General features: G+C 70.2%; 15 protein-coding genes. 8 read left to right on the plus strand and 7 right to left on the minus strand.

Going from position 1 to position 19,385, the window contains the following annotated elements:
• The gene (locus tag AAEP80_RS16930) at window positions 1-831 is read right to left on the minus strand and encodes an ABC transporter substrate-binding protein (RefSeq protein WP_420365232.1); all 831 of its coding nucleotides are present in this window, start codon (window positions 829-831) and stop codon (window positions 1-3) included.
• A gap of 150 nt (window positions 832-981) precedes the next feature.
• Here AAEP80_RS16930 and AAEP80_RS16935 point away from each other — a divergent pair, with 150 nt between their 5' ends.
• Window positions 982-1,914 (plus strand): LysR family transcriptional regulator, encoded by a 933-nt coding sequence (locus AAEP80_RS16935; protein WP_420365233.1) that lies wholly within the window; start codon window positions 982-984, stop codon window positions 1,912-1,914.
• Window positions 1,915-1,977: 63 nt separating this feature from the next.
• Here the strand turns inward: AAEP80_RS16935 and AAEP80_RS16940 are convergent, their stop codons facing one another.
• From AAEP80_RS16940 to AAEP80_RS16960, 5 genes are all read right to left on the minus strand, one after another.
• Complete coding sequence (locus AAEP80_RS16940; protein WP_420365234.1) at window positions 1,978-3,237, minus strand: D-arabinono-1,4-lactone oxidase; 1,260 nt, start codon at window positions 3,235-3,237, stop codon at window positions 1,978-1,980.
• A gap of 17 nt (window positions 3,238-3,254) precedes the next feature.
• Window positions 3,255-4,772 (minus strand): L-arabinose isomerase, encoded by a 1,518-nt coding sequence (gene araA, locus AAEP80_RS16945; RefSeq protein ID WP_420365235.1) that lies wholly within the window; start codon window positions 4,770-4,772, stop codon window positions 3,255-3,257.
• Complete coding sequence (locus AAEP80_RS16950; protein ID WP_281265370.1) at window positions 4,769-5,485, minus strand: L-ribulose-5-phosphate 4-epimerase; 717 nt, start codon at window positions 5,483-5,485, stop codon at window positions 4,769-4,771. The genes araA and AAEP80_RS16950 overlap by 4 nt, the downstream gene beginning before the upstream one ends.
• Entirely contained in the window at window positions 5,482-7,155 is a 1,674-nt protein-coding gene (locus AAEP80_RS16955; protein WP_420365236.1) for a xylulokinase, read from the minus strand. Before AAEP80_RS16955 ends, AAEP80_RS16950 begins: the two co-directional genes overlap by 4 nt.
• A 586-nt stretch (window positions 7,156-7,741) precedes the next feature.
• Entirely contained in the window at window positions 7,742-8,731 is a 990-nt protein-coding gene (locus AAEP80_RS16960; RefSeq protein ID WP_420365237.1) for a LacI family DNA-binding transcriptional regulator, read from the minus strand.
• A gap of 147 nt (window positions 8,732-8,878) precedes the next feature.
• Here AAEP80_RS16960 and AAEP80_RS16965 point away from each other — a divergent pair, with 147 nt between their 5' ends.
• From AAEP80_RS16965 to AAEP80_RS16980, 4 genes are all read left to right on the plus strand, one after another.
• Window positions 8,879-10,903, plus strand: a complete 2,025-nt coding sequence (locus tag AAEP80_RS16965) for a glycoside hydrolase family 127 protein (RefSeq protein WP_420365238.1) — start codon at window positions 8,879-8,881, stop codon at window positions 10,901-10,903.
• A gap of 4 nt (window positions 10,904-10,907) precedes the next feature.
• Entirely contained in the window at window positions 10,908-12,215 is a 1,308-nt protein-coding gene (locus AAEP80_RS16970; protein ID WP_420365239.1) for an ABC transporter substrate-binding protein, read from the plus strand.
• 62 nt (window positions 12,216-12,277) lie between these two features.
• Complete coding sequence (locus tag AAEP80_RS16975; protein ID WP_413601282.1) at window positions 12,278-13,219, plus strand: carbohydrate ABC transporter permease; 942 nt, start codon at window positions 12,278-12,280, stop codon at window positions 13,217-13,219.
• Between the two features lie 4 nt (window positions 13,220-13,223).
• Window positions 13,224-14,174 carry a carbohydrate ABC transporter permease gene (locus AAEP80_RS16980; protein WP_402729360.1) on the plus strand — a complete coding sequence of 317 codons (951 nt, stop codon included), beginning with the start codon at window positions 13,224-13,226 and terminating at the stop codon, window positions 14,172-14,174.
• Window positions 14,175-14,205: 31 nt separating this feature from the next.
• On the opposite strand, the gene AAEP80_RS16985 is transcribed toward AAEP80_RS16980, so the two are convergent.
• Window positions 14,206-15,249, minus strand: a complete 1,044-nt coding sequence (locus AAEP80_RS16985; RefSeq protein ID WP_420365240.1) for a substrate-binding domain-containing protein — start codon at window positions 15,247-15,249, stop codon at window positions 14,206-14,208.
• Window positions 15,250-15,430: 181 nt separating this feature from the next.
• On the opposite strand from AAEP80_RS16985, the gene chvE reads away from it, so the two are divergent.
• From chvE to mmsB, 3 genes are all read left to right on the plus strand, one after another.
• Entirely contained in the window at window positions 15,431-16,561 is a 1,131-nt protein-coding gene (chvE, locus tag AAEP80_RS16990) for a multiple monosaccharide ABC transporter substrate-binding protein (RefSeq protein WP_413601280.1), read from the plus strand.
• A gap of 123 nt (window positions 16,562-16,684) precedes the next feature.
• Entirely contained in the window at window positions 16,685-18,214 is a 1,530-nt protein-coding gene (gene mmsA, locus AAEP80_RS16995; protein ID WP_420366888.1) for a multiple monosaccharide ABC transporter ATP-binding protein, read from the plus strand.
• Window positions 18,201-19,382 carry a multiple monosaccharide ABC transporter permease gene (gene mmsB / locus AAEP80_RS17000; protein ID WP_402729358.1) on the plus strand — a complete coding sequence of 394 codons (1,182 nt, stop codon included), beginning with the start codon at window positions 18,201-18,203 and terminating at the stop codon, window positions 19,380-19,382. The genes mmsA and mmsB overlap by 14 nt, the downstream gene beginning before the upstream one ends.
• The last annotated feature ends 3 nt before the right edge of the window (window positions 19,383-19,385 follow it).

A 19,385-nucleotide genomic window follows, 5' to 3' on the forward strand; every position in this document is an offset into this window, starting at 1 on the left:
CTACTTGTCGGTCGGCTGGAACTGGTCCGGCACCGGAGCGTCCGGGTAGTACTTCTTCTCGATCTCCAACCACTCGCCCGAGGCGATGATCTCCTTGATAGCCTTGTTGATGCCCTTCTTCAGCGCGGGCTTGTCCTTGTGCATGCTCATCGCCACGGGGTACTCGGGGAGCTCGATGTTGATCGGCATCTGGATGCTGTCGTCCTTGTCGACGAAGTCCTGCCCGATCGGGTAGTCCAGGAACACGGCGTCGATGCTGCCGGCCTGCATCGCGGCCTTCGCGGCGTTGTTGTCCGGGTACCGGACGATCTGGACGCCGGGGAAGTGGTCCTGCGCGTACTGGTCCTCGAGCGTTCCCTGCATCAGCCCGAGGCGCTTGCCCTTGAGCGATGACGCCTTCTTGGTGATCGTCGACCCCGAGGGCGTGATGATCGAGATGTACCCGATGAAGTAGGTGTTCGAGAAGTCGACCGACTTCTTGCGCTCTGGGGTGACCGACGTGCTCGCGGCGGCGACGTCGAGCGACCCCGCGGCGACGGCCGGCAGCAGCGTCGAGAACTCCTGCTGCACGAACACCGGCTTGAGGTCCAAGTGCTTCGCGATCGCGGTGGCCATGTCGACCTCGAAGCCCGTGAGCTTCCCGTTCTCGGTGTAGGCGTAGGGCTTGGCGTCGCTCAGCGTGCCGATCTTCAGCGTGCCGGCGGTCAGGGTGCCGTAGTCCTTCGACGAGGTGGACGTCGAGGCGGAGGAGGTCGTGGAGCAGGCCGTGAGCCCGACGGCGAGGGCCGCGATGACGGCGACCGCGGCGGCCTTGGAGTGGGTGCGTCGCATGGTGACTCCTGTGCTGGGGAGGGTGGGTGGTGCGGGCAAAATCACCGTAAGCGACGCAAGCGGTCGAAAAACGTTCGGAAATAATTTAGTAACACGACCTTTACGGCGTCGTATCGCAAGTCCTTCGAACTACCGTGCGACGATCAGGACATGGAACTGCGCGATCTCCGAGCGTTCACGGCGGTCGCCGAGGACCTCTCCTTCAAGGACGCCGCCGCCCGGCTCGGCATGAGCCAGTCAGCGCTCAGCCAGTCCGTCTCGCGGTTCGAGCGGGAACTCGGGGTGTCGCTGTTCGAGCGCGGGCAGCGGCGCGCGCCGGAGCTCACCCCACAGGGACGCGTCCTCGCCGCCCAGGCGAAGGCACTCCTCGACCACGCCGAACAGGTCGAGGCCTCGGTCGTGGACGAACCGACGGCCACCGTGCCGCTCAAGGTCTCCTCGATCTCGTCGACGTTCGCCGGACTGGTCCCCCGCGTCGTGCCGCGACTCCGCGCAGCCCTGCCCGACGTCCGCGTCTCGCTGATGAGCGTGTTCGACACCCACGTGACCCGTGCGGTCCTCGAGCACCGCGTGGACTTCGCGTTCGGACGACTCTCCGAGGCACCGGAGGGTGTCGACTTCTCGTTCGTCGCGCACGAGCCGCTCGTCGCCGCCGTGCCCTCGACGCACCCGCTCGCCACCCGCGATCGCATCGACCTCGTGGAACTCCGGGACGACCCGTTCGTGCTGTTCCACCGCGACGAGGGGATCCCGGGCTACGACGCCATCGTCAGCGCCTGCGTGCGGGCCGGGTTCTCACCGCAGATCCGGACGTACTCGCTCGACGACGTCGCGATGCTCTCCTCGATCGCGTGTGGCCTCGGGGTGTCGCTCATGCCGTACGTGTCGACACTGCACGCGTTCGACGGGGTCAGCTACGTCCCGGTGACGGACGAGCACGCCACCACGCCACTCTCAGTGCTCCGTCGGCAGCACGACGGACTCGTCGCGGCCGACCGGCTCCTGGAACTGGTGCACGACGAGATGCGGACACTCGCGGCGCGCGAGATCGCGCGAGGCAACCGCCCGCCCCTGCTGCCGTAGTCCGCCCGCTGCTGCCGTCGTCCGCCCCGCGCGGGACCGGACGGGAGGCCCGGCTCGGGTCCGTCAGGCCAGCACGCGCTCCAGGAACGGGTTGCGGAACCGGCCCGCCGGGTCGAGTTCGCGGGCGAGCGCGGCGAACCGCGCCAGGTGGGGGTACGCCTCGTGCAGGCGCTCCGGCGAGGCGGCCGAGACCTTCCCCCAGTGCGGGCGCGGGTCGAACGGGGCGAGGACGTCCTCGATCCGCTCGACCGCGGCGGCGACGGCCTCGACGTCTCGGCGGAACGTGAAGTGCACGCCGACCGACTGCCGCTCGGACGACGGTGCGAGCCACGCGGTGTCGGGTGCGATCGTCCTGACCTCGGCCGCGATCAGGATCGGCGCGAACAGGGCCGCGAGCGGACGCAGGGCCCGGAGCGCGGGGAGCGCCGACGCGGCGGGCAGCAGGTACTCCGCCTGGATCTCGGCCCCGGTGGACGGGGTGAACGACGACCGGAAGTGCGGCAGCCGCTCGGACCACGGGCCGGGGACGCCGCCCTGCTCGGTGACGCCGGCCGGGTCGTTCTCCCCGGGGTGGACGGGCCCGGTCGCGGGCCTGGCACCGAGTGCGACGAGGTCGATCGTCGGTGCCGGCTCGTCGATACGGTGCTTCGTCCAGACCTGTCGCGCGCCACGATCGTCGAACGACGTGAACATCGACACCGAGTAGGCGTCCGACATCACCGCGTCGAACTGCGACTCGACGGCGTCCCACGGCAGGTCGAGGTGCACCGTCGTGGCCACCTGGAACGTGGGCTCGATCGCGAGCTCGACGGCGGTCACGATCCCGAGTGCCCCGAGCGCGACCCGGTGCGCGTCGAGCTCGGCGTCTGGCCCGTCTCCTGCCACGTGGACCACGTCGCCGGACGCACGGACCACGTCCAGCCCGACCACCGCCTGCGCCAGCGAGGGGTTCCGCACACCGGAGCCGTGCGTGCCGGTGGCGACGGCCCCTGCAGTGGAGATGTGCGGCAGGGACGCGAGGTTCGCGAGTGCCCAGCCACGAGCCTCCAGGCCGGATGCGACCTGCGCGTGCGTCATGCCGGCTGCGACCAGGACCACGCGTCGGGCGGTGTCGATCTCCAGCACCGGCGGCAGGCCGGCGAGCGTGACCTGGACGGCGTCGGTGTCCGCGATCTCGTTGAAGGAGTGCGTCGAGCCGAGCGCCGTCAGGCGCGGCGTCGACGCGACGAGCGCACGGACCTCGGACACGGACGACGGTCGCGCCAACGACGCCGCACGGTAGGTCACGTTACCGGCCCAGTTGGTGCGCTCCGTCGCGATCACGTCGCCCATGGTAGCCATCAAAACCCGCGGTCGAGACGGTGCCAGGTCTGCTGCCCGCGCACCTCGTCGCGGAACCCGCGGGAGGTCGTCTGCTCGTCGATGACCAGGAACTCGGTGCCGAGGATCGTGGCGAGGTCCTCGACGACCTGCAGCCCCACGGCCGTCGTCATGACGGTGTGGTGGGCGGCGCCGGCGGTGAGCCAGGCCTCGGCGGCGACGGGGAACGAGGGACGGGGCTCCCAGACGGCACGGCCGACGGGGAGCTTCGGCAGCGCCTCGGTCGGCGGGACCACGTCGACGACGTTCGCGGTGAGGCGGAACCCGTCGCGGGTGTCCGACAGCGCGACCACCACGGCCTCGCCGGAGTCGGCCGTGAAGACCAGACGCACCGGGTCGTCCTTGCCGCCGATGCCGAGCGGGTGGATCTCGAGCGTCGGACGCGACGACGTGAGCGTCGGCGAGACCTCGAGCATGTGCGCACCGAGGATCTTCTCCGCGCCGGGGGTGAGGTCGTACGTGTAGTCCTCCATCAGGGAGGCGCCGCCCGGCAGCCCCGCACCCGCGACGTTCATCGCGCGGACCAGCACGGCCGTCTTCCAGTCCCCCTCGGCACCGAAGCCGTAGCCGTCGGCCATCAGGCGCTGCACGGCGAGACCGGGGAGCTGCTTGAGGGTGCCGAGGTCCTCGAAGTTCGTGGTGAACGCGGCGCTGTCGTTCCGCTCGAGCATCGTCCGCAGGCCGAGCTCGATCGCGGCGCCGTCCCGCAGCGCGGCGCGGCGCGCGCCACCGTCGCGGAGCTCGTCGACCACGTCGTAGTGCTCGTCGTACACGGCGACGAGCGCGTCGACGTCCTGCTCGCTGACGGCCTCCACGGCTGCGGCCAGCTCGTTCACCGCCCAGGTGTTGACCTGCACGCCGAGCTCGATCTCCGCCTCGGTCTTGTCGCCCTCGGTGACGGCGACGTAGCGCATGTTGTCCCCGAAGCGGGTGAGCTTCAGCGTGCGGATCGCGGCTGCGCCGGCGGCGGCACGGGACCAGTCGGACACGCGCTGCTGCACGCGCTCGTCGGACACGTGGCCGATCGCGGTCGCGTGCCGGACACCCATCCGCGCCAGGGCGTAGCCGAACTCGCGGTCGCCGTGCGCCGCCTGGTTGAGGTTCATGAAGTCGAAGTCGATGTCCGCCCACGGCAGCGCGACGTTCGCCTGGGTGTGCAGGTGGAGCAGGGGCTTCGTCAGCGCGTTGAGGCCACCGATCCACATCTTCGCGGGGCTGAAGGTGTGCATCCAGGCGGTGACGCCGATCACCCGGTCATCCGCGCTGGCCTCGATCAGGGCGCGGCGGATGCCGTCGGCGTCCTTGAGGACCGGCTTCCAGACGAGCGTCACCGGCACGTGCGGTGTCAGTTCGGCGTGCACGGCGCGGCTCTGCTCCTCGACCTGGCGGAGGGTCTCCTCGCCGTACAGGCCCTGCGAACCGGTGAGGAACCAGACCTCGTAGCCCGCCAGGGTCTCGGTGGGGTCGATGTGCGTCATCGCAGTGCTCCTTCTGGGTTCTGTCCGTAGACGTTCTGGTATCGGTCGAAGAGTCGATCGATGTCGTCCGGGGCGATCGGCACGACCTCGCCGCCCTGCTTCGCGATGTGCACGGTCCGGGCGACGTCCTCGCACATGACGGCTGCCTTGACGGCGTCCTTCGCGTCGCGGCCGATCGTGAACACGCCGTGGTTCTGCATGAGGACCGCACGGCTCCGGTGACCGCTGAGCGTGTCGACGATGCCGCGTCCGATGGAGTCGTCGCCGATGATCGCGAACGGGCCGACCGGGATCGGTCCGCCGAACTCGTCCGCCATCGCGGTGATGACGCAGGGGATGGGTTCTGCCCTCGCCGCCCATGCGGTCGCGTAGGTGGAGTGGGTGTGCACGACGCCGCCGACCTCCGGCATGTTCCGGTACACGAACGCGTGGGCCGCGGTGTCCGAGCTCGGCCCGTGCGCGTTGCCCCAGCCGTCCGCCGGCACGCCGTCGAGGGTGCAGACGACCTGGTTCTCGGGCGTCAGGTCGTCGCTCGACACCCCGCTCGGCTTGATCACGAAGAGGTCGGTGCCCGGCACGCGTTCGGAGACGTTGCCGCCGGTCCAGATCACGAGTCCGTATCGGACCAACTCGCCGTGCAGGGAGGCGACGCGCGCACGCGTCGCGGCCACGGCCTCCTGGACGGCGCTGTCGTGGACGCTTGCTTCCGTCATCGGGTCACTTCCTCTGCCTGGAGGCTCGGCTCGGTTCCGGCCGTCGTCTCGAGTTCGTCTGTGGTCGCGTCGTCGTCGCGGGTGGTGGCTGCGACGGCCGCGGCCTGCAGGAGCAGCCCGGACCGGAAACGCCCGAGGTAGGCACGGAAGCCATCGACGTCCCGCTCGTCGGGGTCCGCCACGTGCACGGCGTCCCCGGCGAAGACCCGCTCCTGCAGGTACTCGGTCAGGTCGGCGTCCGAGGCGTGCTCCAGGTACGCCGCGAGGACCGCGATCCCCCACGCGCCGCCCTCGCCAGCGGTCTCCTCGAGCGCGATCGGCACGCGGAGTGCGGCGGCGAGCAGTCGCTGTGGGGCGCCAGGGGTCCGGAAGAGGCCGCCGTGTGCGGTCATCCGGTCGACGCGGACGTCCTCGCCCGCGAGCACGTCCATGCCGATCGCGAGGGTGGCGAAGGCGCCCTGCACCTCGGCGCGGACGAGGTTGCCGAGCGTGAACGCACTGCCGGCACCACGGACCAGGAGCGGACGACCGTCCTCGACGTGTGTGACGGGTTCACCCGCCAGGTAGTTGTAGGACAGCAGCCCGCCGGCGTCCGGGTCCGCCCCCTCGGCCTCGGCGAGCAGCGTCGCGTAGACGTGGTCGATGTCGAGCGGGCTGCCCGCGGCCTCGGCGAACCGGCCGAACACCCTGGCCCACGCGGCGATCTCGCTCGCACCGTTGTTGCAGTGCACCATCGCGACGGCGTCACCCGCGGGGGTCGTGACGACGTCGATCTCCTCGTGCGGGGTCGTCATCGCGTGCTCGAGGACGACCATCGAGAAGATGCTCGTGCCGACGCTGACGTTGCCGGTCCGGGGTGCGACGGCGTTCGTCGCGACCATGCCGGTGCCGGCGTCGCCCTCCGGCGGGCAGAGCGGGACGCCGGGCTCGAGCGTGCCGGTCGGGTCGAGCCACGCGGCGCCCTCGGGGGTGAGCCTGCCGGCGTCCTGCCCGGCGACGAGGACCTCGGGGAGGAGCGCCCGGACGTCCCGGCCGATGAGTCCGTCAGCGGTGCGGAGCATGGCGGCGTCGTAGTCCCTGGTCGCCGGGTCGATGGGGGCAGTGTCTATCGGGAACATTCCGGACGCGTCACCGACGCCGAGCACGTTCCGTCCGGTCAGCCGGCGGTGGACGTACCCGGAGAGGGTGGTGATGCCGGCGACCTCGGCGACGTGGGGCTCCTCGTCGAGGACCGCCTGGTACAGGTGCGCGACCGACCAGCGGAGCGGGATGGTGAACGACAGTGCTTCGCTGAGCGCGGCGGCCGCCGGGCCGGTCGAGGTGTTGCGCCACGTGCGGAACGGCACGAGGAGCTCCCCGGACGCGTCGAACGCCAGGTAGCCGTGCATCATCGCGGACACCCCGAGGGCACGGAAGGTGGTGGGCCGGACGCCGAACCGTTCCTCGACGTCGGAGACCAGGGCGGCGTAGGCGGCGCGGAGTCCGGTCTCGACGTCGTCGAGGGAGTAGGTCCAGCGGCCGTCGACGAAGGCGTTCTCCCACTCGTGGTCGCCGCTGGCGATGGGGACGAGGTCCTCGTCGATCAGGCACGCCTTGATGCGGGTCGATCCGAACTCGATCCCGAGCGTGGTGCGCCCGTCCTGGACCTGGTGTCTGCGGTCGTCGCTCATGGTTCCCTCCCGAGACCTCGTCGTCCGTTCGTGAGCGCTCACATCCTGGCACGTGAGCGCTCACTCTCGCAATCCCGTCATGCCGTGCGCGCTCTCGCCGCCCTTCCCCGACGCCCCGGCACGCCCCTGCCGCCCCCTACCCCCCTGCCGCCCCTGCCCCACTGCCGCCCTTGCCCCCCTCCGCCCCCTCGCCCCCTGCCGCCCCCTCGCCCGCCTGCCGCCCGACTGGTCACAACACCCCGCCCGTGGCACGCCGACTGGCGGAGATCTGTCGCTCGGCGGTGATCCATCCGACGTGTTGCGACCATTCGGCAGAACTGAGCGGGGTGTCGTGGCCGGTCGCCAACGAGACGGGAGGCCGGGGCCGGGCGCGGCGGGCGCATCAGGCGCGGCGGGCGGGGCGGGGCGCGGGCGCGGCGCGGGCGCGCGGGCGCGCGGGCGCGCGGGCGCGGCGCGGGCGCGCGGGCGCGGCGCGGGCGCGCGGGCGCGGCGCGGGCGCGCGGGCGCGGCGCGGGCGCGCGGGCGCGGCGCGGGCGCGCGGGCGGGTGCCGACGGGCGCGGGCGCGGCAGGCGCGGCGCGCGCGCGTCAGGCGCCGAGGGTGCTCTCGCGGAGGACGAGGGACGGGATCACGACGGCGGACTCCGGCGCGGCGCCGTCGATCAGGTCGAGCAGTGACCGCCCGGCGACCCGACCGAGCTCCTCGAGGCGCAGGTCCACCGTCGTCAGCGGCGGACGACTCGCGAGCGCCATCACGTCCCAGTCGTCGAACCCGGTGACGGCGACGTGGTCGGGCACGGACCGCCCGGCCTCGCGCAGCCGATCGCACACGCCCCGCGCGATCTGGTCGCTGCCGCACACGATCGCGTCGACGTCGTCGTCCCCGCGGAGCAGGACGTCGGCGGCCTGGCGTCCCCAGCGCTCGGACCACTCGCCGTACATCGGCGGCACCACGAGCCGGGAGCCGAGCACTTCCGACGCCCCGGAGACACGACTCGACGCCGAGTGGTGTCGCGCCGGACCGGTGACGATCGCGACCCGCCGGCGGCCGATCGTCACGAGGTGGGACGCGACGAGTCCGGCACCGTGCGCGTCGTCGACCGTCACGGACACGTCAGCCGGGTCGGTCGACGGGGTGAACGCGTAGACGACGGGGATCGACACGTCGATCGGGGGCCGCGCGTCGGCCGAGCGCCCGGTCACGATGATGCCGTCGACGCCCCGCGCGACGAGCGAGCGGAGGTAGTGCGACTCCCGGACGTGGTCGTCACGGGTGTCACAGAGCAGCACGGCCATCTGCCCGGCGGAGAGGACGTCCTCGGCACCGAGGAGCACCGGGATCGAGAACCGGCCGAACGAGTCCGTGGTGATCATCCCGACGGTGTAGGTCCGCCCCGAGGAGAGCGCCCGCGCCCGGGCGTCCCCGACGAACCCGAGCTTGTCGGCGGCTTCCTTCACCCGTTCTCGGGTGGAGTCGCGCAGCTGCCCGGTCCCGTTGAGGGCCTTCGACGCGGTGCCGATCGACACCCCGGCGAGCGCCGCGACATCGGTGATCCGCGCAGGACGTTCCAGTGTCACGGCAATCCCCTTTCCGGATCGGCAGCGAGATCACGATCATACGATCATCTCAGCAAGTCGGTCTTGCGCACCGCCGGGACCTGTCGTAGCGTCACGCTCCAGAAACCGTTTTCCGCACGATGTCGACGATGACCACCAGGAGACGACATGACCACAACGCTCGCGACCGAGCACCGCGCACGCACCGCGACCCCGGTCCTCCCGACCGCCGACGCGCACCTCGCCTTCCGCCCGCTGCCGTCCGGCGACGCCCGGATCACCGGGGGCTTCTGGGCGCTCCGGCAGGAGCGGAACGGCGCCGACGCCATCCGCGACGGGTACCGCCAGCTCGAGGCAGCCGGGAACTTCCGGAACCTCCGCATCGCCGCGGGGACGGAGTCCGGCGACGTCGTCGGCCCGATCTTCATGGACTCGGACGTCTACAAGTGGCTCGAGGCGGTGGCGTGGGAGCTCGGTCGAGCCCCCGCCGAGGACCTCAGAGCCCTGCAGCAGGAGGTCACCGCGCTCGTCGCAGCGGCCCAGGCGGACGACGGCTACATCGACTCCGTCCAGCAGGTCCGCTTCGACGGCGCCCGCTACACGGACCTCAAGTGGAGCCACGAGATGTACTGCGCCGGGCACCTCATGCAGGCAGCGGTCGCGCAGTCGCGCGCGACGGGCGACACCGCGCTGCTCGACGTCGCGACGAAGAACGCCGACCACCTCGTGCGGACGTTCGGCGACGGGGACGGTCAGGCACGCGACATCGACGGCCACCCCGTCGTCGAGATGGGGCTCGTCGAGCTGTACCGCGAGACCGGCACCCGCGCATACCTGGACCTGGCGCACTGGTTCGTCGACGCCCGCGGGCACGGCATCATCGAGCGAGCAGGCGGCGAGCCGACGTACTTCTCCGACCGGGTCCCGAGCCGGACGGCCACCACGGTGGAGGGGCACGCCGTCCGCGCCGTGTACCTGGCCGCCGGCGCCGTGGACGTCGCGATCGAGACCGGCGACGCCGAGCTCCTCGCCGCGAGCGAACGCCAGTTCGCGGACATGATGGCGACGAAGGCGTTCATCACGGGCGGCCTCGGTGCCCGGTGGGACTGGGAGGCGTTCGGCGACCCGTACGAGCTCCCCACCGACCGCGGCTACGCCGAGACCTGCGCGGCGATCGGCGGGATCCAGTGGGCATGGCGGCTGCTCCTCGCGACCGGCAAGCCCGAGTACGCGGACGCCGTCGAGCGCCTGCTGTACAACGCGTTCCTGCCCGGTGTGAGCCTCGCGGGCACCGAGTACTTCTACGTCAACCCACTCCAGCACCGGGACCACGCGCACGCGGACGAGAACCGCTCCCCCGCGCACGGCCGCCGTGGCTGGTTCGACTGCGCGTGCTGCCCGCCGAACATCATGCGGACGTTCGCGAGCCTCGACGGGTACCTGGCGACGGCGACCGAGGGCGGCCTGCAGGTGCACCAGTACGCGACCGCCGACCTCGGCCCGGTCACGATCGAGACCGGGTACCCGCACGACGGAGCCGTCCGCGTCACCGTGACCGAGGACGGCCCGCTCGCCCTCGGTCTGCGGATCCCGGCGTGGTCCGACACGACGACGGTCGCCGTCGACGGCGAGACGCAGCACCCGGAGCCCGGGACCCTGCACACGATCGAGCGCGCGTGGCACGCGGGCGACACCGTCGAGATCGCCTTCGACATGACCCCGCACCGCTTCGTCGCCGACGCGCGCATCGACGCGGCACGCGGACAGGTCGCCATCGAGCGGGGCCCGCTCGTCTACGCGGTCGAGCAGCCCGACCAGGACGGCTTCACCGTCGACGACCTGACGATCGACGCCGACGCCGCGATCACCGAGGACCGGCGCGACGACCTCCTCGACGGGATCGTCACGCTGCGCATCCCGGCGCACGCGCCGGCGGAGCACGCGCAGGCAGCCTGGCCCTACCGCCGTCTCGACACCGCGACCCGGTCGGGAGGCCCGGATGCGGCCCGCACCGCGACCAGCGTCGACGACGCGACGGCCGGCGGCGGGGCCGACCCCGGCCTCCCGTCCGACGCATCCGACGCATCCGACACGTCCGTGACGGCCGTGACGGCCGTCGCCATCCCGTACTACGCCTGGGCCAACCGCGGCGCCGTCCCGATGCGGGTGTGGCTCCCGCTGAACGCCCGGTGACGTCGTGGACCGCAGAGGGTTCCTCGTCGGCGGCCTCGCCGGCGGGGCCGCACTCGCCCTGGCTGGGTGCTCCGGCACCCTGCCGAAGGTCGACGCCCAGGTCGCCGGCTTCGGCCAGAAGGCGACGGGCACCGTCCACGTCTGGTGTCGCGCCGCGACCCAGGCCGGCCTGACCAGTGCGGTCGCCGGCTTCAACAAGAGCCACCCGGACCTGCAGGTCGAACTGACCCCGGTGCCGGACGGCCAGTACGTGACGAAGCTCGCGACCGCCATCCGCGGCGGCGAGCCGCCGGACGTCGTCGACCTCGACGACATCAACTCGCAGCTGTTCATCTTCCGCGAGGCGTTCGCCGACCTGACCGACGTCGTCAAGGGGCTCGACTACTACGACGAGCTCTCGACCGGGCACCTCCGTCTGCTGGAGTACCGCGACCGGCTCTACGGACTGCCGTACCTGGCGGACAACTCGCAGCTGTTCGTGAACACCGGGCTGTTCGACCGCGCCGGGCTCGACGTGGAGGAGTCCACGAAGGACCTCGCCACCCTGCTCGACGCGGCGAAGCGCCTCCGGAAGCTCGGCGACGACGTCTACGGGTGGACGATCTCCGGCAACGCCGCCGGGATCATCGGGTTCGTCACGCAGCCGCACGTCTGGGCCACCGGCGTCGACATGATGTCCGGCGAGGTCGGGAAGCAGCAGGCGAACATCACGGGCAACACCGCCCTCGAGCAGATGCTCGAGTTCTACCGGCAGCTCTGGAAGGACGGCGTGCTCAGCCGCGCGACGTACTCCGACGCGGGGACCACGTGGGGCGCTGACTTCCGGGCGGGCAAGGTCGGGATCATGCCGACCTCGTACGGTGCGGCCGTGCCAGCGGCGACGAAGGCGATGCGCGCGAAGATGCAGACGGTGCTCATCCCGAGCGCCGACGGCCGGCGGTCGTTCTTCGACGGCGGCGACAACATGTGCATCCCGAACGGCGCCGCGAACCCGTCGGGCGGCTGGGCGTTCATGCAGTACGCGAACTCGCTCGAGCAGCAGCAGCTGCTGCCGAACGGCGGGTACTTCCCCACCAGGGCGGACGCCGCGACGCCCGCGTACCGGAAGCAGTTCCCGCTGGCGTACGGTCCGCTCGACGCCATCGACAAGGGCTACGCACCGCAGACCCTCGCCTACAACCTGCTCGTCAACCAGCCGTCGTCGCCGTACTTCGCGATGTTCCGCGAGGCCGTGTTCGGCGCCGGCGTCTCGGCTGCGATGCGGACCGCGCAGTCCGACTACCAGCGCATCCTCGACCAGGTCCAGGCCTGACCGCCCCTTCTCCGTCCCGCTCCGCTCCGTCCTGCTCCGCTCTGCACAGTGAGGTGCATGCCATGTCGACCATCTCCGCTCGGCGTTCGTCCGTCGGACGCCGCCCGATCGGCCGGGGCCGTGCCCCGTCCCGGAACTCGCTCACCCACCCGCCACGCACGGGCGCGCTGCTCGTCACGCCGGCGATCGCGTTCGTCGCCGTGTTCGTGCTGGCGCCACTGCTCTTCGCGCTCTACATCTCGTTCACGAACTGGCCGCTGATCGGCCCGTACCGGTTCATCGGCCTGCAGAACTACGCGACGCTGTTCCAGGACCCGACGTTCGTGCACGCGATCGGCTACACGCTGCTGTACACGGCGATCGTCACCGTGCCGATCCTGGTGCTCGGGTACTTCCTCGCGGTGCTCGTCCGCGCACGGCGTCGTGGCTCGACGGTGCTGCGGACCGTGTTCTTCCTGCCGTACGTGGTCGGGCTGACGACCCTGAGCTTCATGCTCGTGCTCGAGGCGCAGCCGACCTCCGGCGCCGTCAACATGGTCCTGCGCTGGCTGCACATCACCGACGGCACGACCGCCTGGCTGGTGAACGGCCCGCTCGCGACGGTGCTCATCTGCGTGCTCGTCGTCTGGGCGGTCTCCGGCCTGACGATGGTGCTGCTGATGTCGGCCATGCAGGGCGTCCCGGACGAGGTCTACGAGTCGGCGCAGCTCGAGGGTGCGTCGTGGTGGCAGACCGAACGGATGATCACGTTCCCGATGATCCGGCCGACGGTCGCGCTGAGCGTGATCATCTCGGTCATCGGGTCCCTGCTCGCGTTCAACCAGTTCTACATCCTGACGCAGGGCGGCCCCGGCACCGAGACCACGACCATCGTCAACGCCATCTACAACCGCGGGTTCGTGAACCTGCAGCTCGGCGCCGCGACCGCGGAGTCGATCGCACTGGTGGTCGTCATCGCGGCCGTCACGCTGTTCCAGTTCTGGGCACTCCGAGAGAAGGACTGACGCCATGAGCACCACGACCACCCGTGCGGCCGCTCCCGGTCCCGACCTGTCGACCCGCACGCTGACCACGACCCCCGGCGGACGCCGTCGACACCACCAGGGCAGCGTGCAGCACCCCCGTGACACCGCGGTGAAGCGGACGCTCTACGCCATCGCGGGCATCGGCTCCGCACTGGTGTTCGGTGTCCCGCTCATCTGGTCGATCCTCCGGGCGTTCCAGTCCGAGGCCGTGATCACCTCGGCCCCAGACCCCGCCACGTTCTTCCGGCTCGGCTGGGAGAACTTCGCGGCCGTGTTCGGGTCGTCGTCCCACCTGCTGACCGGCCTGCTGAACTCGGTGATCGTGTCGGTGTGCACGGCCGTCCTGACCGCCGTGCTCGCGACGATGGCCGGCTACGGGTTCGCACGCTTCCGGTTCCGCGGGTCCGGCCTGGTGTTCGGCCTGGTGCTCCTGACGATGATGGTGCCGTTCCAGGCCATCCTGACGCCGCTGTACCTCGAGATGAACGCGATGGGGCTGACCAACTCGCTGCTCGGGCTGGTGCTGTTCTACACGACGGTGAACCTGCCGTTCGGGGTCTTCGTGATGCGCAACGCGTTCGAGTCGATCCCGCCGGACCTCGAGGACTCCGCGTTCGTCGACGGGGCGTCCCGCTTCCGGGTCGTCGTGTCGGTGCTCCGTCCGCTGCTCCTCCCCGGGGCGGCGACCGCGGCGCTGTACGCGTTCCTGGCGTCGTGGACGGAGTTCCTCGGTGCGCTGACGTTCCTCACCAAGGACTCGCTGTACACGCTGCCCGTCGCACTGCTCAACCTGCAGACGGGTGCCTACGGGCAGGTGTCGTACGGCAACCTCGTGGCGGGGTCGGTCGTGGCGATGATCCCGTGCATCGCGCTCTACGTCGGCCTGCAGCGGTTCTACGTCGCCGGCCTGTCGTCAGGAGCGCTCAAGGGCTAGATCCCTGGCGGGCCGGGCGGAGCCGCACGGCTCAGGCGCTCCTGCGCACCACCAGCGACGGCTGGAGCAGGATCTCGTCGAGCGGCTCGCCCTCCACCAGGGACCTGACGGTCGCCAGCACCTGCTCCCCCATCGCCCGGAAGTCCTGCCGCACGGTGGTCAGCGGCGGCGTGAAGTGTGCCGCCTCCGGGATGTCGTCGAAGCCCACGACGGCGATGTCGTCCGGCACCCGGAGCCCGTCGTCGGCGAACGCGTGCAGGACGCCGAGCGCCATCTGGTCGTTCCCGCAGAACACCGCGTCGACGGCCGTCGTGTCGAGGGACCGCGCGGCCGCGAACCCGCTCGCCGGGGTCCAGTCGCCGTCGAGGACGACCGGGTCGAGACCGGCCGACTCCATCAGGCGCACGTAGGTCGCGCGGCGCACCTGGGCTTCTTGCGAGACGGTCGGTCCCGTGATGTGCACGATCCGTCGGTGTCCCCGGTCGAACAGGTGCTGCATCGCCATCGAGGCACCGGCGACCTGGTCGATCGCGACCGCGGCGACGGCAGCGGTCATGGGGCCGACCGTCGGCGCGTCACGCTGGACGGCGTTCGAGACGACGACCGGCACGGGGACCGGGACGGCCAGCGACGCGAGGGCGTCGAGCACCCGGTTGTCGGCGGCGACGAGCACGATCGCGGCGACGTCCTGCGCCAGGAGCGTCGCGAGCGCCCCCGACAGGTCGGACGGCCGTGGGTCCTCCGGCAGGGTGGAGAGCAGCACGTGGTAGCCGGCGTGCCGGGCCGCGCGCTCGAAGCCGATCGCGGTGCTCGACGGTCCGTAGAGCGCGTCGCCCGCCGTCACCAGTCCGAGGGCCTTGCTGCGCCCGCCGGCGAGCGCGCGAGCCGCAGCACGCGGGCGGTACCCGAGCTCGGCGATGGCCGTGGTCACACGGGACCGGAAGCCGTCACGGACGGTCGGATCACCGTTGATCACCCGGGAGACGGTCTGGTGTGAGACCCCTGCGCGCTCGGCGACGTCGAAGATCGTCGGGGCCTTGCGCCCCTTGCCGCTCGCGGCCGTGGTGGTCGTCACCCGGACACCGTACCGCGCAGTGCGGCGATCACGACCACATCGCGAATCGGTCACGAAGAGTTGACAGGGCGGTACACAACGCCCAGTATGTGAGCGCTCACTCAGAGCAGACACCGGCAGTGCAGCCGTGTGGCACACCGAGCGCGTCGATGACGACGCGAGAGGAACAAGAGGTACTTCGATGATGAAGCGCAGGATCGTCGCGGGCGTCGCAGCCCTCGGCATCGCCATCGCCCTGGCCGGTTGCTCGGCCGGCGGACGCGCCTCCACCGACAACGGGGGCAGCAGCAGCGACAACAAGGGCGCCCTCGTCGGCGTCGCCATGCCGACCAAGGTCTCCGAGCGCTGGATCAAGGACGGGAACGCCGTCAAGGCCGACCTGGAGAAGGCCGGCTACAAGGTCGACCTGGAGTACGCGGACAACAAGATCCCGCAGCAGGTCCAGCAGGTCAGCAACATGATCACGAAGGGCGCGAAGGTCCTCATCGTCGCGTCCATCGACGGCGGGTCGCTCTCCGACCAGCTCGACGCCGCCGCGAAGGCCGGCATCAAGGTGATCTCGTACGACCGCCTGCTCACCGGCAACAAGAACGTCGACTACTACGTGTCGTTCGACAACGAGAAGGTCGGTGTCGACCAGGCGAACTCGCTGCTGACCGGCCTCGGTGTCCTCGACGCCGACGGCAAGAAGACCGGCGAGAAGGGTCCGTTCAACATCGAGGTCTTCGCCGGTTCGCCCGACGACAACAACGCCACGTTCTTCTTCAACGGCGCGATGAAGACCCTCAAGCCGTACCTCGACGACGGCACGCTGAAGATCGGCTCCGGCCAGGACGGCTTCACGCAGGCCGCCACGCTGCAGTGGGACCCGGCGACCGCCAAGGCCCGCATGCAGAACCTCATCGCGAAGTCGTACTCGGGCGGCACCACGCTGAACGGCGTGCTCTCCCCGTACGACGGCATGTCGATCGGCATCATCTCGGCGCTCCAGGGCGCCGGCTACGGCACGTCCGACCGTCCGCTCCCGACCATCACCGGGCAGGACGCCGAACAGGCGTCGGTGAAGTCGATCATCGCCGGTCAGCAGTACTCGACGATCTACAAGGACACCCGCCAGCTCGCCGAGAAGTCGGCGTCGATGGCCGAGGACCTGCTCTCCGGCAAGAAGCCGAAGGTCAACGACACGACGACGTACGACAACAAGGTGAAGGTCGTCCCGACCTTCCTCTTCCAGCCGACCGTGGTGACCAAGGAGAACTACCAGAAGGTCCTCGTCGACTCGGGGTACTACTCCGAAGCCGACCTCAAGTAGGTAGCGACCATCTGACGGACAGGAGGCTCGGTGCCAGACCGCGCCGAGCCTCCTGTCCGTCTCCACTCGCGCGCACCGCGCGCACTACGGAAGGCGGTCGACGTGACGGACACCATCCTCGAGATGCGTGACATCACCAAGACGTTCCCCGGCGTCAAGGCCCTGCAGGGGGTCTCGATCGAGGTCGAGCGCGGCCAGGTCCACGCGATCTGCGGCGAGAACGGCGCCGGCAAGTCCACGCTCATGAAGGTCCTGTCCGGGGTCTACCCCGCAGGCACGTTCGAGGGCGACATCCTGCTCGACGGGTCCCCCGTGTCGTTCTCGAGCATCAACGACTCCGAGGCATCGGGCGTCGTGATCATCCACCAGGAACTCGCGCTCAGCCCGTTCCTGTCGATCGCGGAGAACATCTTCCTCGGCAACGAGCGGTCGTCAGGCGGTTTCATCGACTGGAACAAGACGAACCTCGAGGCCGCCGCGCTCCTGGAGCGCGTCGGGCTGAAGGACAACCCGGTCACGAAGATCGTCGACATCGGCGTCGGCAAGCAGCAGCTCGTCGAGATCGCGAAGGCGCTCTCGAAGCGCGTGAAGCTGCTCATCCTCGACGAGCCGACCGCGGCGCTCAACGACGACGACTCGGCGCACCTGCTCGACCTCATCCGGTCACTGCAGGCCGAGGGCATGACGGCGATCATCATCAGCCACAAGCTCAACGAGATCAAGGCGATCGCGGACAAGGTCACGATCATCCGCGACGGCCAGACGATCGAGACGCTCGACATGCACGGAGGCGAGGTCTCCGAGGACCGGATCATCCGCGGCATGGTCGGTCGCGACCTGTCGAACCGCTACCCGGAGCACGAGTCGCACGTCGGCGAGGAGCTCCTGCGGATCGAGGACTGGACCGTCCACCACCCGCTCGACGCGTCCCGCGAGATCATCCACCAGGCGAGCCTCAACGTCCGCGAGGGCGAGATCGTCGGCATCGCCGGACTCATGGGTGCCGGGCGGACCGAGCTCGCGATGAGCGTCTTCGGCCACTCGTACGGCACCGGGATCAGCGGCACCGTGTACAAGCGCGGCGAACCGATCAAGACCCACACGGTGTCGCAGGCGATCGACCACGGCATCGCCTACGCAACCGAGGACCGGAAACGCTACGGCCTGAACCTGCTCGACGACATCAAGCGGAACATCTCCGGCTCCGCGCTCGGCAAGCTCGCCGAGTGGGGCTTCGTGAACGGCTCGCAGGAGACCACGGTCGCCCGGCAGTTCCTGAAGAACCTGAACATCAAGGCGCCGAACGTCAACGTCGTCACGGGCAAGCTCTCCGGCGGGAACCAGCAGAAGGTCGTCCTGTCGAAGTGGATGTACGCCGACCCCGACGTGCTCATCCTCGACGAGCCGACCCGAGGCATCGACGTCGGCGCGAAGTACGAGATCTACACGATCATCAACGCGCTCGCGGACCAGGGCAAGGGGATCATCGTGATCTCCTCCGAGCTCCCGGAACTGCTCGGCATCTGCGACCGCATCTACACGCTCTCCGAGGGCACCATCACGGCCGACGTCCCCCGCGCGGAGGCGACGCCGGAGGTCCTCATGCAGTACATGACCCAGGAACGGGAGACCCCTGTCAATGAACGCGCTTAAGTCCGCCGCCGGCTACCTCACCGGGCAGCTCCGACAGATCGGCCTGTTCATCGCGCTGATCGTCATCGTCATCTTCTTCCAGGTGACGACGGGCGGGATCACCCTCGCCCCGATCAACGTCTCGAACCTGATCGTCCAGAACAGCTACATCCTGATCCTCGCGATCGGCATGGTGATGGTCATCATCGCCGGCCACATCGACCTGTCCGTCGGGTCCGTCGTCGCCTTCACCGGGGCGATGGCCGGCGTCATGATCACGCAGTGGCACGTGCCGTGGCCCGTCGCGGTCGTCCTCTGCCTGGTCATCGGCGCCCTCGTCGGCGCGTGGCAGGGGTTCTGGATCGCGTACTTCGGGATCCCGGCGTTCATCGTCACGCTCGCCGGCATGCTCGCGTTCCGCGGTGCCGCGCAGATCGCCCTGCAGAACCAGCAGATCTCGCCGTTCCCCGAGGGCTTCCGCTCACTCGGCTCCGGCTTCCTGCCGGCGTTCGGCAGCTCCGGCTACGAACCGCTGACGATGATCCTCGGCATCGTCGCCGCCGCGGTCCTCGTCCTCACGGCGTTCCGCGGTCGGGCGACGCGTCGCAAGTACCAGCTCGAGGACGAGCCGTTCGCCTGGTTCCTGACGAAGCTCGTGTTCACGGTCGCGCTCGTCATGTACGTCGCGCTGCTCCTCGCGAGCTACAACGGCACCCCGATCGTGCTCGTCATCCTCGGTGTGCTCGTCGTCGTGTACTCGCTCGTGATGCGGAGCGCGGTGTTCGGCCGGCACATCTACGCGATCGGCGGCAACGCCCTCGCCGCGCAGCTGTCCGGTGTGAAGACGAAGCGCGTGACCTTCCTGCTGTTCGTCAACATGGGCGTGATCTCGGCGCTCGCGGGCGTGGTGTTCACGGGGCAGCTCAACCTGGCGTCGCCGAGCGCCGGCAACGGCTTCGAGCTCGACGCCATCGCCGCGGTGTTCATCGGTGGCGCGGCGGTCACGGGCGGTATCGGCACCGTGCCCGGCGCCATCGTCGGTGGTCTCATCATCGGGATCCTGAACAACGGCATGTCGATCCTCGGCGTCGGGACGGAGTTCCAGTCGCTCATCAAGGGCCTGGTGCTGCTCGCCGCCGTCGCGTTCGACGTGTTCAACAAGCGCCGGGCCGCGTCCGCGCGCAAGTAGCGG

This window comes from Curtobacterium sp. L3-7, assembly GCF_048756585.1.
GTDB lineage: Bacteria > Actinomycetota > Actinomycetes > Actinomycetales > Microbacteriaceae > Curtobacterium.

Excerpts from the sequence above, each read along its gene's own strand:
- AAEP80_RS16955 (WP_420365236.1), bottom strand. The coding sequence starts at position 7,155 with ATGAGCGACGACCGCAGACACCAGGTCCAGGACGGGCGCACCACGCTC.
- mmsB (WP_402729358.1), top strand. The coding sequence starts at position 18,201 with ATGAACGCGCTTAAGTCCGCCGCCGGCTACCTCACCGGGCAGCTCCGA.
- AAEP80_RS16950 (WP_281265370.1), bottom strand. The coding sequence starts at position 5,485 with ATGACGGAAGCAAGCGTCCACGACAGCGCCGTCCAGGAGGCCGTGGCC.
- chvE (WP_413601280.1), top strand. The coding sequence starts at position 15,431 with ATGATGAAGCGCAGGATCGTCGCGGGCGTCGCAGCCCTCGGCATCGCC.
- AAEP80_RS16965 (WP_420365238.1), top strand. The coding sequence starts at position 8,879 with ATGACCACAACGCTCGCGACCGAGCACCGCGCACGCACCGCGACCCCG.
- mmsA (WP_420366888.1), top strand. The coding sequence starts at position 16,685 with ATGCGTGACATCACCAAGACGTTCCCCGGCGTCAAGGCCCTGCAGGGG.
- AAEP80_RS16980 (WP_402729360.1), top strand. The coding sequence starts at position 13,224 with ATGAGCACCACGACCACCCGTGCGGCCGCTCCCGGTCCCGACCTGTCG.
- AAEP80_RS16935 (WP_420365233.1), top strand. The coding sequence starts at position 982 with ATGGAACTGCGCGATCTCCGAGCGTTCACGGCGGTCGCCGAGGACCTC.
- AAEP80_RS16930 (WP_420365232.1), bottom strand. The coding sequence starts at position 831 with ATGCGACGCACCCACTCCAAGGCCGCCGCGGTCGCCGTCATCGCGGCC.
- araA (WP_420365235.1), bottom strand. The coding sequence starts at position 4,772 with ATGACGCACATCGACCCCACCGAGACCCTGGCGGGCTACGAGGTCTGG.
- AAEP80_RS16975 (WP_413601282.1), top strand. The coding sequence starts at position 12,278 with ATGTCGACCATCTCCGCTCGGCGTTCGTCCGTCGGACGCCGCCCGATC.